Source organism: Streptomyces sp. NPDC050743 (genome assembly GCF_044456925.1).
Classification (GTDB): Bacteria; Actinomycetota; Actinomycetes; order Streptomycetales; family Streptomycetaceae; genus Streptomyces.
The window spans coordinates 14,733-34,881 of the sequence record NZ_JBITGJ010000022.1 but is presented as its reverse complement, the minus strand read 5'-3'; the positions used below and the strand labels follow the sequence as shown (position 1 = coordinate 34,881).

The 20,149-nt window shown below is 72.4% G+C and carries 21 protein-coding genes and 1 pseudogene; 9 read left to right on the top strand and 13 right to left on the bottom strand.

The genetic code is table 11. The features are described from left to right. Positions 1–57 precede the first annotated feature (57 nt). On the bottom strand, positions 58–621 hold the full coding sequence (locus ACIBJF_RS21995) for a hypothetical protein (RefSeq protein ID WP_399175896.1): 564 nt from the start codon (positions 619–621) through the stop codon (positions 58–60). Positions 622–728: 107 nt separating this feature from the next. Here ACIBJF_RS21995 and ACIBJF_RS21990 point away from each other — a divergent pair, with 107 nt between their 5' ends. Beyond that, positions 729–1,388: a M15 family metallopeptidase gene (locus tag ACIBJF_RS21990; RefSeq protein ID WP_399175894.1), complete on the top strand. Its 660-nt coding sequence runs from the start codon at positions 729–731 to the stop codon at positions 1,386–1,388. A gap of 30 nt (positions 1,389–1,418) precedes the next feature. Next, a complete protein-coding gene (locus ACIBJF_RS21985; protein ID WP_399175892.1) occupies positions 1,419–2,195 on the top strand; it encodes a class I SAM-dependent methyltransferase in 777 nt (258 codons plus the stop codon). Between the two features lie 72 nt (positions 2,196–2,267). Here the strand turns inward: ACIBJF_RS21985 and ACIBJF_RS21980 are convergent, their stop codons facing one another. Continuing rightward, entirely contained in the window at positions 2,268–3,878 is a 1,611-nt protein-coding gene (locus tag ACIBJF_RS21980) for a site-specific integrase (RefSeq protein ID WP_399175891.1), read from the bottom strand. A gap of 109 nt (positions 3,879–3,987) precedes the next feature. Between ACIBJF_RS21980 and ACIBJF_RS21975 the strand changes: the two are divergent. After that, a pseudogene (locus ACIBJF_RS21975) lies at positions 3,988–4,077 on the top strand (dipeptidase); the annotation flags it as partial. Then, positions 4,074–5,174, top strand: a complete 1,101-nt coding sequence (locus ACIBJF_RS21970) for an alpha/beta hydrolase (protein WP_399175889.1) — start codon at positions 4,074–4,076, stop codon at positions 5,172–5,174. The pseudogene ACIBJF_RS21975 and the gene ACIBJF_RS21970, both read left to right, overlap by 4 nt. On the opposite strand, the gene ACIBJF_RS21965 is transcribed toward ACIBJF_RS21970, so the two are convergent. The 8 genes from ACIBJF_RS21965 to ACIBJF_RS21930 all read right to left on the bottom strand — a co-directional run bounded on the left by ACIBJF_RS21965 (position 5,146) and on the right by ACIBJF_RS21930 (position 12,324). Then, positions 5,146–5,598 (bottom strand): hypothetical protein, encoded by a 453-nt coding sequence (locus ACIBJF_RS21965; RefSeq protein ID WP_399175887.1) that lies wholly within the window; start codon positions 5,596–5,598, stop codon positions 5,146–5,148. The two genes, ACIBJF_RS21970 and ACIBJF_RS21965, sit on opposite strands and share 29 nt — an antisense overlap. 73 nt (positions 5,599–5,671) lie before the next feature. Then, the gene (locus tag ACIBJF_RS21960; RefSeq protein ID WP_399175886.1) at positions 5,672–7,861 is read right to left on the bottom strand and encodes an FUSC family protein; all 2,190 of its coding nucleotides are present in this window, start codon (positions 7,859–7,861) and stop codon (positions 5,672–5,674) included. A 40-nt stretch (positions 7,862–7,901) separates the two neighbouring features. Then, positions 7,902–8,759, bottom strand: coding sequence for a biotin-dependent carboxyltransferase family protein (locus ACIBJF_RS21955; protein WP_399175884.1), 858 nt, complete (start codon positions 8,757–8,759; stop codon positions 7,902–7,904). Next, positions 8,756–9,403 (bottom strand): allophanate hydrolase subunit 1, encoded by a 648-nt coding sequence (locus ACIBJF_RS21950; protein ID WP_399175882.1) that lies wholly within the window; start codon positions 9,401–9,403, stop codon positions 8,756–8,758. The genes ACIBJF_RS21955 and ACIBJF_RS21950 overlap by 4 nt, the downstream gene beginning before the upstream one ends. Further along, entirely contained in the window at positions 9,400–10,152 is a 753-nt protein-coding gene (locus tag ACIBJF_RS21945; protein ID WP_399175881.1) for a LamB/YcsF family protein, read from the bottom strand. The genes ACIBJF_RS21950 and ACIBJF_RS21945 overlap by 4 nt, the downstream gene beginning before the upstream one ends. Before the next feature lie 2 nt (positions 10,153–10,154). Continuing rightward, positions 10,155–10,787: an HD domain-containing protein gene (locus ACIBJF_RS21940; RefSeq protein ID WP_399175879.1), complete on the bottom strand. Its 633-nt coding sequence runs from the start codon at positions 10,785–10,787 to the stop codon at positions 10,155–10,157. A 165-nt stretch (positions 10,788–10,952) separates the two neighbouring features. Beyond that, on the bottom strand, positions 10,953–11,291 hold the full coding sequence (locus ACIBJF_RS21935) for a GNAT family N-acetyltransferase (protein WP_399175877.1): 339 nt from the start codon (positions 11,289–11,291) through the stop codon (positions 10,953–10,955). 43 nt (positions 11,292–11,334) lie between these two features. Next, positions 11,335–12,324, bottom strand: coding sequence for a pirin family protein (locus tag ACIBJF_RS21930; RefSeq protein ID WP_399175875.1), 990 nt, complete (start codon positions 12,322–12,324; stop codon positions 11,335–11,337). 420 nt (positions 12,325–12,744) lie between these two features. On the opposite strand from ACIBJF_RS21930, the gene ACIBJF_RS21925 reads away from it, so the two are divergent. Then, positions 12,745–13,923 carry an MFS transporter gene (locus tag ACIBJF_RS21925; protein WP_399176040.1) on the top strand — a complete coding sequence of 393 codons (1,179 nt, stop codon included), beginning with the start codon at positions 12,745–12,747 and terminating at the stop codon, positions 13,921–13,923. A 109-nt stretch (positions 13,924–14,032) separates the two neighbouring features. Then, positions 14,033–14,902, top strand: a complete 870-nt coding sequence (locus tag ACIBJF_RS21920) for a LysR family transcriptional regulator (RefSeq protein WP_399175873.1) — start codon at positions 14,033–14,035, stop codon at positions 14,900–14,902. Positions 14,903–14,950: 48 nt separating this feature from the next. On the opposite strand, the gene ACIBJF_RS21915 is transcribed toward ACIBJF_RS21920, so the two are convergent. Beyond that, positions 14,951–15,943, bottom strand: coding sequence for an NADPH:quinone reductase (locus ACIBJF_RS21915; RefSeq protein WP_399175871.1), 993 nt, complete (start codon positions 15,941–15,943; stop codon positions 14,951–14,953). 68 nt (positions 15,944–16,011) lie between these two features. On the opposite strand from ACIBJF_RS21915, the gene ACIBJF_RS21910 reads away from it, so the two are divergent. After that, positions 16,012–16,572 carry a dihydrofolate reductase family protein gene (locus tag ACIBJF_RS21910; protein ID WP_399175869.1) on the top strand — a complete coding sequence of 187 codons (561 nt, stop codon included), beginning with the start codon at positions 16,012–16,014 and terminating at the stop codon, positions 16,570–16,572. A 55-nt stretch (positions 16,573–16,627) separates the two neighbouring features. Here the strand turns inward: ACIBJF_RS21910 and ACIBJF_RS21905 are convergent, their stop codons facing one another. Beyond that, a complete protein-coding gene (locus ACIBJF_RS21905) occupies positions 16,628–17,818 on the bottom strand; it encodes an acyl-CoA dehydrogenase family protein (RefSeq protein ID WP_399175867.1) in 1,191 nt (396 codons plus the stop codon). Between the two features lie 492 nt (positions 17,819–18,310). Here ACIBJF_RS21905 and ACIBJF_RS21900 point away from each other — a divergent pair, with 492 nt between their 5' ends. Beyond that, positions 18,311–18,697, top strand: coding sequence for a DUF2267 domain-containing protein (locus tag ACIBJF_RS21900; RefSeq protein ID WP_365723631.1), 387 nt, complete (start codon positions 18,311–18,313; stop codon positions 18,695–18,697). A gap of 92 nt (positions 18,698–18,789) precedes the next feature. Here the strand turns inward: ACIBJF_RS21900 and ACIBJF_RS21895 are convergent, their stop codons facing one another. Continuing rightward, positions 18,790–19,446 (bottom strand): dienelactone hydrolase family protein, encoded by a 657-nt coding sequence (locus ACIBJF_RS21895; protein ID WP_399175866.1) that lies wholly within the window; start codon positions 19,444–19,446, stop codon positions 18,790–18,792. Between ACIBJF_RS21895 and ACIBJF_RS21890 the strand changes: the two genes are divergently transcribed. Then, a complete protein-coding gene (locus tag ACIBJF_RS21890; protein WP_399175864.1) occupies positions 19,433–20,041 on the top strand; it encodes a hypothetical protein in 609 nt (202 codons plus the stop codon). The genes ACIBJF_RS21895 and ACIBJF_RS21890 overlap by 14 nt on opposite strands. Positions 20,042–20,149: the final 108 nt, after the last annotated feature.

Genomic DNA, 20,149 nt, shown 5'->3' with positions numbered 1-20,149 from the left:
CGTCGTACGAGTCGTACAAGGTCACGGGCCGGGCGCGTCCGGGGCGCGGAGTGCGGGTCACTTCGCGGCCCGGGCGAGCTCGGCCCGCAGTTCGTCCAGGTGCGCGTCGGCGGTGTCGTGCGGCAGGAACTCGACGACGTCGAGGAACCGGAAGAGCACCCGGCTGCCGGTGACGGCGTACTCGTACTCGGCGAACCCCACCACCGCGCCCATGGCGCCCCGGACCGCGCCCCGCACCACATGGGCGGTCATGTCGTCCCGCTCCGCCGCCGACATGCCGCGCCGGGCGTTGGGCCGGGCGAGATAGGGACACACCATCGAGGCGTACAGCATGCACGCACGGTGGCCCGGTCCTTCGAGGGTCGGCGCGAGATTGCGGTAGGGCCGTCCGGCGGCCAGTGCCTCCCCGATCGCCGCGCTCTCCACGGCCCCCACCACACGCCACACCGGTCCCTGTGGCATGCCCTGATTGCACACCGAGCACAGCCGCTTCCGCGCGCATGCGGCGCTGCGTTCGTAGTCGGTCAGCGCGAACTGCGGCTCCTCCCCTTCCCAGGGAGTGATCGCCGGCACCGGATACCCACGGGCGTCACGGGGCCGTGCCTCGACCGCGGCCGGCATGGGAACACTCTCGAATCGCACAGGCCATGACTACCAGGGCCAACGGCTTTCGGCCAAGGCCGCCCAGGTGGCCGCCTGTTGCCGGGAAGATCGGCCAGGATCGGTGCATGAACGAGATCGTGCTGATGTCGGATCCAAGGGTCGCGGCCGTCCCCGTGACCGACTGCGATGAACCGCTCGTGGACGTCCGGCTGCGGAATTCCCTCGCCGTGGACGCGCGCCGGGCCGAACCGTCAGGGGCGTTCGCGCATCTGCGGGAAGGGGTGCTGATCCGTCTCCTCAGGGCTCAGCAACTGCTCCCGGACGGCCTGCGTCTGCTGTTCGTCGAGGGGTACCGGCCGCCCGCGCTGCAGCGGCAGTACTTCGAGCAGTACTCCGGCACGCTGCGGGCCGCGCACCCGGACTGGCCGGCGGAGCGGGTGCGCGAGGCAGCGAGCCGGTATGTGTCGCCGCCGGAGATAGCGCCGCACAGCGCCGGTGCCGCGGTGGACCTCACGCTCGTCGACGCCGAGGGCCGGGAGCTCGACATGGGGACGCGGGTGAACGCCAACCCGGAGGAGAGCGACGGCACTTGCTACACGGACGCCGCCACGATCGGCCCCGCAGCGCGGGCCAACCGGCGTGTGCTCGGTGCGGCGCTCAGTGCCGTCGGCTTGGTCAACTACCCCACGGAATGGTGTTCCCAGTCAAGTTCTTGTGTTCAGAGTCTGGGAGTCAGCCGCAGGTCCTGGGAAGACTTCGCAGGCAGGCTTGGCCATGCGAAATGACTGAGCACTGACGACGTAGATCGTGCCAGGATGCTCGGCATGTCTGGTCGCGCACTGAGTTTCGGAGCAAAGGCGGAAGCATACGAACGCTTCCGACCGGGGTACTCCACGGAGCTCTTCGACACGGTGATGGGGTATGCGGGGCAGCCGGTCCGAACTGCGCTCGAGATCGGCGCTGGGACAGGCAAGGCGACCCGCCTGTTCGCTCAGCAAGGGATCAGCCTCACCGCGACTGAGCCTGACGGGGCCATGCTTGCCGAGTTGCGGAGCCATGTACCGGCAAGCGTCAGGACGGTGCAGGCCGCGTTCGAGGACCTGCGACCTGGCGAGAAGTACGGGCTGGTCTATGCGGCGGCAGCGCTGCATTGGACGAACCGGGAGGGCAGGTGGCAACGGATGGCTGCGCTGCTGGAACCCGGTGGCGTGTTCGCCTCCTTCGGCGGACCGATCCGGCTGGCTGACCCGGCCGTGGAGGAAGCTGTTCGCGCGGCACGGGCGCCGTTCCTGGAGAGCGATGAGGTTCCGTCCCCGGACGGGACGCCTCCGGAGCAGGAAATGCAATGGCCGGGTACGGAGCTTCAACGATCTGTGTGGTTCACCGATGTTCAGCAATCGGTGATCGAACGGCGCTTGACGATGAGCGCTCGTGACTACGTTGGCCATCTCTCGACCATCTCGGCCTATCTCATACTGCCGTTCTCGGAGCAAGAGCAGGTATTCGGTCAGATCATGCGAGTTCTGCCTGAGACGGTCGAGCTTGTCGCCGACGTCACCGTCCATCTCGCGCGTCGGCGCTACGGGCAGTAGTACCTCGAAGGGCAGATGCCCGCCACTGCGGCCGCCCATCCAGCCATGCCACAGGCAGCGTACGGCTGGTGGTCACTTTCTCGTCGGATGGAGGGAGATGACATTGTCCGGTGCCTCTTCCGGGCGCTTCTCCGGCTTCTTACCTTGATGAGTGAGGACGGCGTTCGCGAGCGCGAGTTGAGTAACTTGGTGCCGGAGTGCCGTAATCTCGGCCTTCTGCGTGGCAACAGTTTCTTTCAGGTCGGAGACGGCTCTCCGGAGTCGCCTTTCCGATTCCGGGAGTTGCTTCGTCTCCATGCGGATGCGCTCATAGAACTCGTTCTTTAGGTCTGCGTGGCGTTTCTGGAGGGCCATGCGGTGAACACCAGCCTCGGCCGCGAGGGCAACGACAGTCAGCGCGCCGTCGGAGGTTGTGGGCTGGCCGGCGAGGAGCCGGTCGATAGCGGCCCGTATGCGTGCGCGTTCGTCGGTGGATTGCTCGGTCATGACAGGTCCTCGGCGGGTTGGGCGGTGGCGTGGTGCGTGTCGGTGCTGGTGCGGTGCTCGGCGGTGGCTCGAAGGCGCCTGGCCAGCGGGAGTCAGGCCCCGGACCTCTGCGGCTCGGAGGTTCCGGCTCACCTCCCGCTCGGCGGGGGACAACAGCACCTCTTCGCAGCGCAGGTTCGCCGTGGTGAACACCGTGTTCCAACGGTCGGGAAGCATCGGCAAGCCCTGCTCGGTCAGCCACAGCCACGCAGGTTCCGGCCCCTCCGGGCCCTCGACGAACAACCACTGCCGTTCCCGCCAGCCCAGATGGGTCAAGTACTGATGGCCCTCGACACCATTTCGGTCCACCCAGAAGACTCTCGGTGCCCGGCCGCGGGTCACCTTCGTGACCAGGCGCATCTGCTCAACCCGCTCGTAGCGGCCCACCTGCTGAGCGCGCTTCACCGCCCAAGCCCGCTCCGACTGCACATAGGTTTCGACCTGCCGCAGGGCATCCAGCGAGGTGTAGAAGGTACGGCCGTTCTTTGATCGGGTCACCGCCCCGGCGAGCTGGCCGTGCTGGTAGCGCCCGTGCTGCAACTGCTGAGCGGGCAGCTCGAACGTCAAAAGCGACCCGCCTTCCTGTCGCCGAAGCCCCGAACTCAAGATGAACTGCACAAACGAGGTGTTACGGGCCTCGGTCCGCGCATCCCATCCCCAACTCGGCACCCCGTCACGGCCGTGACCGCGCAGGCCGACGTCCGACCATAAGCTCCACGTACGCGGTGTCAGCCACGACACCCGGGCACTGACCGAGTCAGCCGCACGGTCCTCCCGCCGGGACGCGTCCACCGGCCGCGGGCTCACCCTCGCCCACTTGAACAGGCGGGTGAAGGCGGCGGCCTCACGGTTCCATTTCGACCCGCTGATTCGCTCGGGATTCTGCGGAGCATCACAGCGCCAGGTCCTGTAGTTCAGCAGGTCCTGCTCGGAGGCCCGGCGCCAGTCGATCCCGCGCGACGACAGGAACGTCAGGAGGATCCGAATGTCCGTGGCGTAGTTTCGCTTCGTCTCCCGTGCAAGGAAGCGGAAGTGCTTCGAGAGAACGAACTCCAACAGGTCGGAGTCGATGGTGAAATCTGGAGCGATGAAGACAGGATAACCCGGCATCAAGCCGATCCGCTCGACCGCCGTCGGAAGGTCCTCGACCCCCAACACTCCCGCTTCAGGAAGCGTCCTTCACCGGCCCGGGTCGGGCACCCACACCACATGCCACTCACTCACACTCGCTCCTCCCTTGATGCTTGAACACATCCAATCATCAGGGAAATGGTGGCATTGGTCCTTCGGCGACCGGTACTGGGCGCTGTCCACCGAAGCCGGCAGTGCGCTGTACGGGCCACGGGAACTCGGATGAGCCCTGATGCGGCCCGCCCCGACGGCCCATGCCCGGCGGGTGAGGGACCGGGCCGCGCGGACGCCGGTGCCGCCATGCCCTGCGAGCCGGGTCCTGTCGCGACGGCTGGGGGCGCGCCTCCGCTCGATCCCGAACTGGCGCTCGCGCTGGCGGGTTCGGGGCGTGATGTGCGGGAGCCGTTCACCCCGGAGAACCTGGCGGCCCGGCAGGCGCGGGATGCTGCCGGGCGGCCCAGGCCGACGGTGGCCGATCTCCGGGCCGGCGGCCGCTTCGAGGTGGCGGAGCTGCGGGTGCCGGGGCCGCCGGACGGGCCGGACGTCGCGCTGGTCAGCGCACGGCCCGCGGGGATCGCCGGGCCACTGCCCTTGCTGTACTACATGCACGGCGGCGGGATGATCACGGGCAACGCCTGGTCCGTGTTGCCGCGGCTCCTTCGCGAGTGGGCCGCCACCCTGGAGTTGGCGGTCGTCTCCGTCGAATACCGGCTGGCGCCCGAGGCGCGGTATCCCGCAGCGGTGGAGGACTGTTACGCGGGGCTGGTGTGGGTGGCCGCGCACGCGGCGGAGCTGGGCATCGACGCCGGCCGTGTCGTCGTCGGGGGGAAGAGCGCCGGCGGCGGACTCGCCGCCGCGCTCGCCCTGCTCACCCGTGACCGGGGCGGGCCCGGCCCGGTCGGGCAACTGCTCCTGTGCCCGATGCTCGACGACCGCGACGACACGTTCTCCAGCGGTCAGATGGCCGGCGTCGACACCTGGGACCGGACCTCCAACGCGACCGCGTGGCAGGCGGTGCTGGGCGACCGGTACGGTGCCGCGGACCTGCCGCCCTACGCGGCTCCCGCCCGCGCGACCGATCTGTCGGGGCTGCCCCCGACCTATGTCGAGGTCGGGTCGGCCGAGACCTTGCGGGACGAGGCCGTCGCCTACGCGCAGGCGCTCTGGCAAGCCGGTGGCCAGGCGGAACTGCACGTCTGGCCCGGCGGCTGCCACGGCTTCGACACCTTCGCACCGCGGGCGGAGCTCAGCCAGGACGCCCGCGAGGCCCGTACCCGCTGGCTGCGGCGCGTTCTCACGCGGACGCGACGACCCCGTAGGTGACCAGGCCGTAGGCGAGGTGCGGGATCGCGTCCGAGGCCCAGTCGGCGGGCGACCAGGTGCGCGGGTCGCTGATGTCCAGGCCGGCTATGGGCACGTCGGCCAGCGCCATCCCCAGGGCTCCGGTCAGCACGGCGCCGAGCCAGGCGTGCGGCCGCAGACCGGCGCGGTGGAGCAGTGCCACGAGGACGCCCGTGCCGACTCCCACGGCGGTGCCCGACAGCGCCCCCAGTCCGGACAGCCGGTTGTCCCGTCCCTCCCCGTCGGGGACCGGGTGTCCCGCCTTGGTGGTGATCTTCTCCACGACGGCCTCGGGGGTGCTGCTCGAAGGCCGGCCGCGCAACGCCATGTCGAGATAGCTCACGGCGTTCAACGCGGTGGTGCCGGCAGCCCCGGCGGCACAGCCACGCGCGATGGTTCGGAACATGCGGCTCCGTGTCCCCCGCCCTGACGTGGGCCAAACGGCGCCGCCCCGGCCATGTCCGGGTCCAGCGGCGCGGTCACCGCGCGGGTGGGCCTGGTCCGGCCTCCGGGCCGCCCTGTGCGATCCGGGTCAGGTCGGTCATCAGCGAGTCGAGCCACGACACGGTCGCGTAGTACAGGCGCGGCGTGCCGGGCGGCTCGGGGACGGAACCCACGAGCGCCGGATCGAGCAGCGGGAACCGCCCGGTCGGGGTGTCCGCTCCGGGATCCAGGGCGGCCGACACCAGCAGCATCCGTGCGGCCACCCGGTCCCCCAGCCCGCTGACGGACTCGGCCGCCACGGAGCCGAGGCCGCTCAGCGGCGGCGCCAACAGCCGTTCGGAGCCCCACAGGGTGTGGTGCCCGGCCATCAGCGTGGCCTGCCAGTCCACGGTGCGCGGGGCGGGCCTGCGCGCCGCGCCGCCGAAGGGTGTCGGCTCGCTCTGGAACTGCGCGTACGCGGACTCGGCGAGGACGACCGCGCTCTGCAACGACCGGTGTCCGGAGGCCCCGGACGGTACGGCCGCCGCAGCGCCGCCCGCCACCGAGGCGCCGGTCGCGACCACGATCTCGGCGGCCCGGCGCAGGAGTTCCGCCGCGTGGCGCAGTTCGTCATGGGCGCCGCGCGGCCAGGCCAGTAGTCCGAAGACGGCGCCGATCGCGCTGCCGACCAGCACGTCCAGCACCCTCACCTCCGCCAGCCGCCAGGTCGGCGGGGCCAGCTGGGCGAAGACCAGGGCCACCAGCACGGTGAACAGGCCCTGTGCCCAGCCGACGCCCTTGACCGGTCCCACCGTGAAGGCGAGCAGCATCCACGCCGGCAGGACGACGGCGTAGACGGTGGTGTCGGTCCCGGCCAGGCTCAGCACCCCGGCGGTGACGAGGGCCCCGGCCAGGGTGCCCGTGAGCGCCAGACGGATGGTGTGCCAGGTCTCGTCCATGGTGGTCCGGGTGAGGGTGAGCGTCGCCAGCATGGCCCAGAAGCCATGGGGCAGCGTGTCCACGCCGGCCACGAGCCGGGCCGCGGTCAGCGCCAGGGCGATCCGGACCGCGTTCTGGAAGCACACCGACCGGCGCCCGGCGTGGCCGCGCAGCCGGTGCCACCACAGGATCGGCGCCCACGTCCCGGCGTACCAGAAGCGGCCGTGCGCGCTCTCCACCGCCGCGTGTCTTCCGCGTACGGCGAGATCGGCCGCCGGGGCCATGGCGAGCGCGGCGTCGGCGATCTCCAGCACGGCGGCGTGCCGGCGCAGCACGGCGGGCGGGAAGTCCGGCGCGCGAGCGGTTGCGGGCGCCGGATCCCCGGCGGGGGCCGGGCCCGCGGACACGGCCGACAGGTGCGCGCGTGCCCTGACCAGGTCCTCGTACGGGGCGACCGGTGACGGTCCGGTCCCCAGGCAGTCCGCGGTCGCGGTGGCCAGCCGGGCGACGGCCCGCAGTACGGCACTCACCTCGGGGCCGGGCCGCCCGCCCGGTGGTGCGGGCAGTTGCGCCAGGCGGCTGAGGAGGGTGCGCGTGGCCAGACCGGTGTGGGCGAGGGCGCGGTCGCGCAGGCCTGCCCCGGCCGGGCGTTCCGCCTCCGGCACGGTCAGGGACCGCAGCGACCGGCCGGCCTCCCAGGCCTCCCGGATGTGGGGGGCGGTCAGGGCGTACGGCGGTGCGGCGAGGAGGGTCGCGTCGTGGGCTGCGGTCCGCACGGCGTCGGCGGCCCGTTCCCGGTACGACGGCGGGCCGGGCTCGGGAAAGATCAGCGCCTCGGCGACGACGAAGAGGACCAGTCCGGTGCTGGTCCCGGTCAGGCGCTCGCCGAGCGTGCCGGGGTCGTACGGGGGGAACGACGGGAGGATGTAGAGGAGTTGCAGGCCTGGCGCCGCCCCCGCCGGGCGTGGACCGCCCACGGCGGCGAAGGCCAGCGCGAAGCCGACCGCGAGCATGCCGACGACGGCGCTCCAGGTCCGTACGGACAGATACGTGCCGACGGCGACCAGCAGCCAGCACACCGGAAGCAGGCGGAGCACCGTCGCGGCCCGCTGCCGGCCGGTGCCCGGGATCTTGGCGAGTCCGCCCAGTGCCACGGCCGCGAACAGGGCGTAGGTGGCCGCGACAGGACGGCCGAGGCCGTAGCGGAAGAGGTAGAAACCGGCCGCGGCGACCAGCGTCACGCGTATCGCCCGGCGGCCCGAGACGGCGTAGTCCGCCCTGATCCGGCGGGCTGGGACACCACCCACCCCTACAGGATCACCCACCGCCGAGGGCCCGGCACTCCGGTCAGCCCGGGGTGAAGCGGATCGGCGTACCGGCCGCGGCCTGCGCGGCAGCCGCCAGGGCGGCCTCGGTGACGACGCCGATCACCGGGTAGCCGCCGGTGGTCGGATGATCGTGCAGGAACACCACCGGGCGCCCGTCCGGGGGCACCTGCACGGCGCCGAGGACCATGCCTTCGCTCGGCAGCTCACCGGTCGACACGCGCTCCAGCGCCGGTCCTTCGGTGCGCAGGCCGATCCGGTTGCTGTGCTGCGACACGCGGAACGTCGCCGAGGTGAGGGTGCGCAGCGCGCCGGGGGTGAACCAGTCGGCGCGGGGGCCGAGCCGCAGCGGCAGGGTCAGTTCGGTCGGCGGCGCCGGCCAGGGGGCGCTGTCGGGGAGCGCCGGCTGCCGGGCGGGGGCGCCGAGCGGGAGGACGTCCCCGGCCCGCACCGGCGCCGGGCCGAGTCCGGAGAGCAGGTCCGTGGAACGGCTGCCGAGGACGGGCGCGACGGCGATGCCGCCGGCGACGGCGACGTACGAGCGCACGCCCGCGGTCACCCCGCCCACGTCGAGTACGGCGCCCGCGGGCACCCGTACGGGCACGCCCCAGGCCACCGGCCGGCCGTCGACCGTCACGGGGCACGGCGCTCCGCCGACCACGACACTCACGCCCCGGTCGGGGCGCAGGGCGCAGCCGGTCAGGGTGGTCTCCAGGACGGCGGCTCCGGGGGCGTTGCCGAGCAGCAGATTGGCCAGCCTCATGGCGGCGGCGTCGAGGGCGCCGGAGCGGGGAACGCCCAGGTGGGCGTGGCCACGACGGCCGCTGTCCTGGACCGTGGTCAGGGCGCCGGAGCGCACGACGGTCAGCTTGACGGTCATGGCGCCCCTTCCGCCGCCACGAACCGCACCCGCGTCCCCGGCGTGAGCAGGGCGGGTTCCTCCCGGCCGAGGTCCCACAGCGGGGTCGGGTCCGGCATGGTCCCGATCAGCTGCCAGCCGCCGGGTGTGGCGCGCGGGTACACCGCGCTGTAGGGGCCGGCGAGCGCGACCGCGCCGGCCGGGACTCGGGTGCGGGGGGTGTCGCGGCGCGGCACGTGCAGTTCGGCGGGCAGGCCGGTGAGGTAGCCGAAGCCGGGGGCGAAGCCGCAGAAGGCGACGCGGAAGGTGCAGGAGGAGTGCCGGGCGGCGACCTCGTGCGCGGCGACGCCCCACAGGGCGGCCACATGGGCCAGGTCGGGTCCGTCGTAGCGTACGGGGATCTCCACGACTCCCCTGTCGTCGGTGGCCCGGGTCGGCACGTCCCAGTGGGAGATGTGGCGGGCCAGCTCCTCCGGGTGGGGGACGCCGTCCAGGAGCACGGTCCGCGCGCCCGGCACGATCTCCGCGACGGGCGGCAGCGCGCCCGCCGCGCGCCGCCGCAGGAGTTCGGCGTGGAAGGCTCCGGTGTGCTCGGCGTCCGGCAGCTCGACGAGCAGCGCGTGCCGCCCGGCGAGGCGCACCTGCACAGACCGGCTCTCCGTCATGCGAACGCCCCGACCTCGATCCCGGCCGCCTCCAGGGCCGCGCGCACCCGCGCCGCGATCCGGGCGGCGCCCGGGGTGTCGCCGTGGACGCACAGGGAGCGGGCGGTCACCACGACCGTCGTACCGTCCACGGCCTTGACCGCGCCGTCCACCGCGAACGCCAGCGCGCGCCGGACCACCACGTCCTCGTCGGTCACGACGGCGTTCGTCTCGCGCCGCGACACGAGCGTGCCCGAGGAGGTGTAGGCGCGGTCCGCGAAGGCCTCCGGTACGGCGGTCAGACCCGCCTGCTCGGCCGCGGCGAGCAGCTCCGACCCCGGCAGGCCGAGGACCGACAGGGCGCCGCCGGCCAGTTTCACGCCCTCGACCACGGCCGCGGCCTGCTCGGCGTCGTGCACGGTGCGGTTGTAGAGCGCGCCGTGCGGCTTGACGTAGGCCACCTCGGCCCCGGCGGCCTGCGCGAAGACCCGCAGTGCGCCGATCTGGTAGGCCGTCTCGGCCGCCAGTTCGTGGGCCGGTACGTCCATGGCCCGGCGGCCGAAGCCGGCCAGGTCCCGGTAGGACACCTGTGCCCCGATCCGGACGCCGCGTTCGGCGGCGAGGTTGCAGACGCGGCGCATCACCGCGGGGTCGCCCGCGTGAAAGCTGCAGGCGACGTTGGCGCTGGTCACGACGGAGAGCAGGGCGTCGTCGTCGGTGAGGGTCCAGCGGCCGAAGCCTTCACCGAGGTCCGCGTTGAGGTCGATCACGGTCAGAACGTAATCGATTGTTGAACGATCCGACAAGGGATGGATTCACCGACGGCCTCGGCCCCTGATCGCCTCTGCGCGCCCTGCTGACGGCGGGCGGCGACGCGCTCCACGACCGGTCGCCACGACTCCAGCGCAGCCACCGCCAGGCCCACGACCTTGCCGGCGTCGTCGGCGCGACGCAGTGCGATCGCCACCGGGAAGTCGGGGTCCGCCTCGAAGGCAGCCGCCTCCGCCGAAGTCATGGGACCGCCCTGGCAGCCGAGGGTGCGGGCACTCTCCGGCGACAGCGCCAACAGCGGGTCGGCGGCCGCGAGGTAGCGCTTGGCCGGGATGTGCGCGGCGACCAGACGGGCGACCCGCGGCCCCAGCAGGTCCTCGACCGCGGCCACGGCGTGCCCGCCGTGTCCCGCTTCGTCGGCGGGCACGAGGTAGTGGCCGATGTCGTGGACCAGCCCGGCCACCTGCAATTCCTCGTCGTCCGGGTGGCTCACGGCGAGCAGGGCGGCGACCTGGAGCCCGTGGTCCAGGATGTCCACCGGGTCGCCCGACCGGTCCGGGGTGTCCCAGACGTCCGCGCAGTCGGCCAGCAGAGCCATGAGCTCGTCCACGGACGGCAGAGGTTCGTACGTCATGGGCCCAAGCTGCCGCGCCGAGGCGTACGGCGGATGTCGGCGGGGTGTACGCCGCCGGGCCTGGGCGTCGTCCTCACCGACACCGAGCGTGCGAGTCCTCGCGCGCAGCCGTCGGTGCGTTCAGGCATCGGGTGGCCGGGCGCGGCGGCCGGCCGGAACCCGCGGTCAGCCCAGTTCGGTGTCCAGCCAGCGCAGGACTTCGGGGGTCACGGGGTCGGTGATGTCCGCGAACTCCTCGTGCTTGTTCAGGAACTTGGCCACGTACGGGCAGACGGGCACGATCCGCTTGCCGGCCTCCCGCACGTCGGTGAGCGCCTCCTGGACCAGCCGGGAGGCCAGGCCCTGTCCGGCGAAGGCCTCGTCGACCTCGGTGTGGAAGAAGACGCGCTGCTCGCCGCGGTCGCGGTAGGCGGTCAGTCCGGCGCGCTTGCCGTCGACCAGGATCTCGTACCGGTGCTTGACCTCGTTGTGCTCGACGGTCGGAGCGGCGGAGGGCTGGCTCATGGGATGCCTTTCGGATGGGGTTCGGTGCACGCGGCGGGACGGGTCAGTGGCGCGGCGGATTCCTGCGGGGCGTGATGACGGCGTTCGGCAGGGCGGGGGCGAGCAGACGGTCTCCCGGATACCCCTCGACGGCGCCGAAGCGATCCGAGGAGTTCTGCCAGTCCTCCCGGGCCTTGGCGATGTCCTCGTGGCTGCGCCCGATGAAATTCCACCACATGACGATCTCCTCCTCGAAGGGGGTTCCGCCGAGCAGCACCGTCCGCGCGATGTCGTCCGACTCGTTCGTCAGCGTCAACGCCTCGGCGCCCGGCGGGACATAGCCCAGCTCCGAAGGTCCCACCTGGGTGTCGAGCAGGCGCACCTCCCCCTGGTCGACCAGCAGGCCGTGCTCGAAGGCGGAGTCCACTGCGAGCGTGAGGGTCGCGCGGGGCCGGATGACGATCTCGGCGCCGAGCAGGGGCGTGAAGGTCGGCACCGGGGAGACCCGGCCGGCGAGGGAGCCCAGGAAGACCCTGATCTCGGCTTCGCCGGTCAGCACCGGCTCGGGTGCGTAGTGCTGGAAGTCCCGTTCGGTGTGGCGGTGTCCCTCCGGCAGCGCGACCCACAGCTGTACGCCGTGCAGGATGGTGGTCCGCGGTGTGGAGACCTCCGAGTGGCTGATGCCGTACCCGCCCGTCATGAGGTTGAGCTCGCCGGGCCGTACGTGGGCGTGGTTGCCCATGCTGTCCCGGTGCTCGATCTCCCCGGTGAACAGCCAGCTCACCGTCTGCAGCCCGGTGTGGGGGTGCGGGGCGACGTCCATGCCGCCGGTGACCGAGACGTCGTCGGGGCCGTAGTGGTCGGCGAAGCACCAGGCGCCGATCAGGGTCCGGGCCCGCTGCGGCAGCGTGCGGCGTACGGTCATCGCCCGGGGACCGCCGAGGGGCACGTCGCGCGGGGTCAGTACGTCGACCCGGGCGGCCCGGGTGGACCGCTCGGCGTCCACCGCGCCACCGCACCGCAGTTCCGTGGGTTTCGTTTCGACGTTGCTCACCGTGGACCGCCTCCCGGAGGGGTAGTTCTATATTCAACTATGATGCCATGATCATAGACACCCGGCACCGGATGTCCATCCATGCCGGCCCCCGGCTCGACCCGACGCTCGTAGTGCTGACCAAATTACGCGTTTGTCCAGAAATCATCTGATACGGATTCGCGGACGGGACCGGTTACCCGCTGGTCATCTCGATCAGAGATGACCGACATCCCGAACCATCGCGATTAAGAGGGAAGCAGAAGGGGGCGGCGCGGCGCTTGTGCCTGTGCGAGCAGCGAGGAAGCTGCCCGATCGTCGCCAGGCATCCCGCCGAGCCGGCCCTCACCGGCTCCCGGCCAGAAGAAGGTCACCGTGCCCCAGTCCCTCGAACTCCGGACCCCACGTCAGGGTGCGACCAGCACCGAGCCCGCACCCGGTGTGCCGGGCCGGCTGATCGCGCTGCTGGCCGTCGCCGCCGGCATGACGGTCGCCAACCTGTACTACGCCCAGCCCCTGCTCTCCTCGCTGCGCGAGGTCTTCCACACCAGTACGGCGGCGGCCGGCTGGCTGATCACGCTCACCCAGGTCGGCTATGTGATCGGCATGCTGTTCCTGGTCCCGCTCGGCGACCGGCTGGAGAAGCGGGGCCTGATCACGGCTCTGCTGACGGTCACCACGGTCGCCCTGGTGACGGCCGGGCTGGCCCCGAACTTCCCCGTGCTGCTGATCGCGTCCCTGGTCAGCGGCGCCACCTCGGTCGTCGCCCAGATCCTGGTCCCGTTCGCCGCGACCCTCGCACCCGACCACTCCCGCGGCCGGATCGTGGGCCGGGTGATGAGCGGCCTGCTCACCGGGATCCTGCTCTCGCGCACCCTGAGCAGCCTCGTCTCCGACGTCGCCGGCTGGCGCGTGGTCTACCTCGGCTCCGCCGTCCTGATGGCCGTCCTCGCCGTCACCCTGCGCTCGGCCCTGCCCCGGCACGCGCCCACCACGGCGATCCCGTACGTCCGCGTGCTGCACTCCACCCTGCAACTGGTCCGCACCCACCCCGCACTGCTGCGCCGCGGGCTGTACCAGGCGGCGATGTTCGGCGCCTTCAGTGCCTTCTGGACCACCGTCTCCTACCTCCTCACCGGCCCCGGGTTCCACTACTCCGCCATCGGCGTCGGTGTCTTCGCCCTGGTCGGAGCGGCCGGCGCGGGCGTGGCTCCGCTGGCCGGACGGTGGGCCGACCGCAAGCTGACCCGGCCCATGACGGGCGCCGCGTTCGTCCTCGCCGCGCTGGCCTTCGCCGTCGCCGGGTTCGGCCGGCACCACATCGTCCTGATAGCCCTCGCCGCGATCCTGCTCGACATGGCCGTCCAGGCCACCCTGATCCTCGGCCAGCACACCATCTACCAGCTCGACCCCCACGCCCGGGCCCGCCTCAACAGCGCCTTCATCGCCACCTTCTTCCTCGGCGGCGCCCTCGGCTCCCAGCTCGGCTCGCTGACCTACCACTCCGGTGGCTGGACGGCGGTGACGGCACTCGGCGCCGCCCTCCCTGTCCTCGCGCTCCTGTACTGGCTCACCGAGCACCGGAAGGAGCACCGGAGTCATGCCCGGGACGCCGCATAAGGATTCTCGCGGAGGTCCAGGCCCCGGCGAACGGCGTCCGCCCGCATACCATGCAGCGAAGATCCATGATGCCCAAGGCATGGGCACTGCGTCCTGACGGGAGCGGATGATGGACCTGCGGCAGATGGAAGCCGTCGTCGCGGTGGCGGACGCAGGCGGGTTCACGGCCGCGGCCAGGCGGCTGCACGTGGTCCAGTCCGCCGTCTCAGGCACGGTCCGCGCCCTCGAACGCGAGCTGGGCACCCCGCTGTTCACCCGGACCACCCACCGGGTGACGCTCACCCCGGCCGGGGAGGCCTTCGTACCCGCCGCACGAGCGGCCCTGCGCGCCGCCGAACTGGCGCGCGAGGCGGTCGACGCCGCCAAGGGAGAACTGCGCGGGCGGGTGACCGTCGGCATCATGCAGGGCGTCTGGGCTGGGCTGCACCACGCCCTGGCCGCACTGCGGTCGGAGCACCCGGGCGTGGTGGTCCGGCTGCGGCAGGCGGCGGTGACCGACATCCGGCAGGCCCTGCGCGAGGGCACGGTGGACCTGGCGGTGGTGGCACTGGACCGCCAGCAGCAGCGGGGACTCGTCACCCGGCTGCTGTCCCGCGAGGAGATGGTCCTGGTCGTGGCCCCCGGCCGGGACCTCGCCGAGAGCGCTCCCGAGGGCGCCGTCGAACCGGACACGGTCGCGCGGCTGCCCCTGGTGGACTTCACCCCGGGCTGGGCGATCCGCCACGCCGTCGACCGGGCCTTCCGCGCCGCCGGCGTCGAGCGCACCACGACCTTCGAGGTCAACGACATCGTGGCCGCGTCCGAACTGGTCCGCAACGACCTGGGTGTCTGCGTCATGCCCCGGTCCATCGCCGACCGCTTCCCCGATCTGACGACGTATCGGTTCACCCGGCATGCACCGAGCTGGAAGGTGATGGTGGTACGGCCGCACGGTGAGCCTCCCGCTGCGGTCGCGGCGCTGCTGCGGCACATCACCTGAACAAACGGCGGCCCGGAGGCAGTTCACCGGCGGCGAACGGCCCAGACGTCAGCCGGCGGAGGTGACGTCCGTACGCAGGACGGCCCGCCGTCTGTGCAGTTCGCCCTTGTCCATCCGGGCGTGCACCTCCGCGGCCGCTCTGAGGGGGGAGACCTCGATGCTGCGCGGGCGCAGAGCACCCCGGGCGAGCAGGTCGTTGATGTACCTTGCGGCTTCCGCGAGTTCGTCGGGTGTCGCGTGGGAGATCACGAACCCCACGATGGAACGGTCGTTCATGTACAGCGCCCCGGCGGGCAGCACGGGCCGGGTCCGGGCGCCGGCCAGCAGCACCACGCGGCCCCTGCGGGCGAGCAGGTCGACCGTGGTCTGCAGGTCGTTGACGCCGGCCGTGTCCAGGTACAGGTCGAGACCCGACGGCGCCGCGCCGCGGATCTTCTCGGTCAGTTCCGGATCCCGGTAGTCGAACACCTCGGCCGCGCCCAGCTCGGCGCAGTACCGCGCGTCCCGCGCGCCGGCCGTGGCGAGGACGCGGGCGCCTGCCCGCGCCGCCATCGTCACCAGGGCACTGCCGACATTGCCCGCGGCGCCGCCGACGAGCACGGTCTCCCCCACCCGGAGCCGCCCGTGGACGAACAGAGCCAGATAGGCGGTCGCCGCCGGATGGAACGCCGCCACCGCCGCGTACGGATCGACTCCCTTGGGCAGGTGGTACAGCCGGTCGGCCGCCACCACCGCCTGCTCCGCCGCCGCACCCTGCCTCCCGCCGTGCCCGAGGCTGTTGCACCACACCCGGTCCCCGGCGCGGAACCCGGTGACACCGGGGCCCGTCTGCGCGACCGTGCCGACCAGGTCACGGCCGACGACGAAGGGAAAGTCGATTTGCGTGGGGAAGAGCCCGGACCGCACGAACGTGTCCACCGGGTTGACCGTGGTGGCCAGGACGTCCACCAGTACGTCGGTGGGGCCGGGCCGGGGCGCGGGAATCTCGCCGTACCGGATGACGTCGGCGGAACCCAGCTCCTCGATGTACGCAGCGCGCATGGGACGACATGTTTCCACTCCACATCGTGTCCGCCGGCCGATTTCCCGTATGGCGCTGCTCTGAGCGGATGGTGCGAAACCCTCGATCGGGAGCTGTCGGATACGCCGACGGCTACGTCGCCGGCAGCGACGTCAGCATCGACAACCCGGGCGGCGACGGGGCCGAGTCGCTCTTCGAGTGGATCCACAACCTGGCCGGCTGGCGGGAGCGCCAGGGCATGGCCGGCGGGGAGGACAACCGCGACTCCGAGTTGCTCCGTGAGTGGTTCGACGCCACCGGAGCCGTGGTCATGGGCCGGATGATGTACGACACGAGCCAGGAGTTCTGGGGGGTGAAGGAGGGCGGTACGACCTTCACCTTCGTCACCGACGGCGTCCACAGCGCCCTCGACCAGGCAAAGGCCGCCGCGGGCGCCAAGAACGTCGACATCGCGGGCGGAGCGAGCACGGTGCAGCAGTACCTCAGGGAAGGGCTCATCGAGGAGTCGCGGCTCCACGTGGTGCCCGCGCTCCTCGGGGAAGGCCTGCGGCTGTTCGAGGGCGTGGGTACCGGGCAGCGGAGGGTCGAGCAGGTCAGGGTGGTCGAAACGCCCCTGGCCACCCCCCTGAAGTACCGCTTCGTGAGGTGACAGACCTGGCTGCCCGACGGCGGCGCCCGGTACCGCTCGCGCCGTGTCGGCGAGGTCAGTGCCTCGGCTCCGCGCTCTCCACGCCGAGTGCCCAGGCCCCGTAGGCCGTCCCCGTGGTCTCGAAGGAGAAGATGATGTGAGAGGCGGCGGTGTTGACGTCGCGCCAGAACCGCTGGACCGGGTCGGAGTCGAAATGACCCGTCGTCCCCGTGCCCCGGAAGAGCCGTTCGACGGCCGACACCGACAACTCGACCGCCAGCGCGAAGTCCCGCGGTCCGCGGACCGCGGCCTCGCCCTGCTGGGTCTCCTCGGTGCCGTCGGCGACCCGGGCGGCCCGCTGGACGAGGAGTTCCGCGGCGTCCACCTCCGCGGCCGAGCGCGCCAGGTCGATCTGGACCGACGGCTTCTCGCGCAGCGGGGCGCCCCGCCGGTCGACCCGCCGGAGGTTCTGCTCGGCGGCGGCCCGCACCGCGCCCCGCGCGGCACCCACCACGGGCACGGCGAGCGGCAGCGCGTTCACCTCGTTCACCGGGACCGTGTGGCAGCGGGCCGCGGAGGCCGTCGCCCGGCCCGCGTTGATGTCGAACCTCGACAGGGTCAGATACTCGGGCACGAAGACGTCGTCCAGGACCATGGTGTCGCTGCCGGTCCCGCGCATGCCCAGTGTGAACCAGGTGTCCTTCACGGTGACGTCCGCCTGTGGCACCGCGAAGAACCGCACCTCGCCGCGCCCGTCGGGGCCCACCTCGCCGGGTACGGCGGAGCAGGCGAAGACCCAGTCGGCGAAGCGCACCCCGCTGATGTACTTCCACTCACCGCTGAGCCGCCAGCCACCGGAGACGGGCTCGGCCTTCCCGGCCGGCATGAGGGCGCCCGCCATCAGGGCGTCCGGTCCGTCGCCCCAGATCACCGCCTGTCCCTCCGGGGGCAGGTACGCGCCGTACCGGGCCGCGTAGGCGGACAGCGAGGCGGCCCAGGCGGCCGAGGCGCAGCCCTCGCCGACCAGGGTCACCGCCAAGGTCATGTCCACGAACCGGCCTTCCGTGCCGTCGAAGGCCGCGGGGACGAAGTGCCGGGCGAACCCGGCCTCCCGCACCGCCTCGACCACCTCGGGCGCTAGGCGCCGGGCGGCCTCCGTCTCGTCGCTGCACCGCGCCGCGATCTGCGCCACGCGCGCAGCACCGGCGACGACCGCCGCCACGCTCGGCCTCTCGGCAAGGATCGTCGCCGTGCTGTCGCTGAGCATATGTTCGCCACCTCCGTTGGGATGGCCGCAGTCTCTCCGGCCGCGCCCGCGACAGGCCGCACCCGAGCCGAGACCGGCCCGCCAATCACCCGACCGGCTTCGCCTCGGCCCGCCGTGCAGTGCTCCGCCGGCAGGTGCGGCGCATGCGGTCTCGCCGGTCTGGAAGGCGGTGACGATGCCGTCGTGCTCGGCGAGGATCGTCTCGGCCCTGCCACGTCACCGGCGGCCGCGGCGCGGCGCTGGGCCAGGGTCCGGCGCGGCTCCAGTGCCTCCCACACCCACGGCGGTCGGCGGTGGTCACTCCGGGCGCGTCGCCGGCGGCGGTGTCGGCGCGTTGGTCGTCCACGGCCGCGCACATCGCCGCGATGTCCTCCAGCCGAAAACCTACAATGACGACATCACCCGTGTCCGTCGGCCGTCCCGGACCCGGCCGCGGTGGACGGCAGGGGTGCAGCTCGCCGTGATGGCCTACGACGACAGTGGGAGGCCGCCGTGCAATTGGAAGAATTCCTGGCCCAGGTCCGCGACCGGGGCGAGTACCGCAGCCGCGAGGAGACCGAGCACGTCTGTGAGGCGGTCCTGTGGGTGCTCGCGACCCGGATCGCCCCGGAAGAGGCCGACGAACTGGCGGCCCGGTTGCCCGCCCCGCTGGACGAGGCCCTGCATCTGGACCGTGGGCGTCCCGAGGCGTTCGACTGTGACGAGTTCCTCCGGCGGGTGTCCGTGCAGACCGGCGCCCGGCCCCGTACGGCCGAGTGGGACGCGGACGCCGTGCTGTCGACGGTGGCCGACGCGGTGCCCGCCGGGCAGATCGACCACCTCCTGTCCCGGCTGCCGGCCCGCTACGCGGAGTTCTTCGGGAGGCCGGACCTGAGCTGACGGAAACCGCGCCGACGGGCGACTTGGCGAACCGCTCGCGCCGGGGGGTGCCGGCGCGAGCGGTCACCTGTCCTGCCGCGCGGTCTGCCCGGTCAGTCGGTCGTCCCGGTCAGTCGCTCGTCACACCACTGCCTGGCCACCTCGGCGACCTGTTCCAGGGCTCCGGGCTCTCCGAACAAGTGGGTCGCGCCCGGAACGACGTGCAGGCTGTGCGGCACGCGCAAGTACCGGGCCGCTTCCTCGTTCAGCTCCTGGACCTGCTGGTCCTGGCCGCCGACGATGAGCAGCACCGGGGCCTGCACCCGTCCAAGGGCGTCACCCGCAAGATCGGGCCGGCCGCCTCGCGAGACCACGGTCAGCACCCGGTCGGGGCGCTCGGCGGCGGCCACCAGCGCCGCGGCGGCGCCCGTGCTGGCGCCGAACAGGACGACCGGGAGGCCGCGGGTGTCGGGTTGTGTGTCCATCCAGTCGATCGCTGCGACGAGCCGTCGGCCGAGGAGCGGGATGTCGAAGCGGTGCTCGCCGGTCAGCGCGTCGTGCCGCTCCTCCCGTTCGCTCAGCAGGTCCATCAGCAGCGTGCCGAACCCGGCGGTGCGCAGTTCGGCGGCCACCATCCGGTTGCGCGGACTGTGCCGGGAACTGCCGCTGCCGTGCGCGAAGAGCACCACGGCCCGCGCCGCCGTCGGGACCACGAGGTCACCGGAGAGCGTGGCGTCGCTGGTGGGCACCAGAACCATGTCGGAGATCATCGGCATCACTTCTTCCACGCTGCCGACCCAGCGGATCGCGGACATCCTGGCGTATCCCCGCGTACCCACCATATCCGTGCGAAAAGCCGCCTGCCGGGTTGACCACGATGAGCGGCTGGTGATCCTCGCTGGAGGAACAGCCCCGTCGGGAGATCGACACGGAGGTGCTGCACGACCGCCTGCTCAGGGCGGTCAAAGGACCTGGCTGCGCGAGGCGGAGGAGGTCGTCCACGCCCGCGGCGACCGCGAGCGACGCAGGCAGCCCGATCCGCTGGACGTCTCCTCACTCGCGGCCCGCGCGGCCGCGCACCCGGGCCGGGTGGCCGCGATCGAGGCGGTCTGGGACGGCGACACCGTCCATGACTTGTTCGTGCGCCCGGTCGCGGTCCTGGAGGAGCCGGACGGGGAAGGACATCCGGCGACCGTCCACCAGCGCACCGACGGGCCTCCGCCGGCCGCTGCCGCCACCGAGGCGGGACAGACCCTGGCCGACCGTCTCGGGGTGCCGTTCCACTTCGCTTCCCCGGACGTCCCCGACCACGAGGCCCCGCGCCGGCGGCAGGTCCATCGGCGAGGGGCCTCCGACGTGCCGTAACCGCCGTGGTTGCGAACGGCGTTGAGGGCGGGACTCGCCCCCCGGGGGTCGTTCCCGCACAGCAGCGCGATCAGCCGGGCGCGGCGGGTGGGCTCCCGAGGTGCCGGG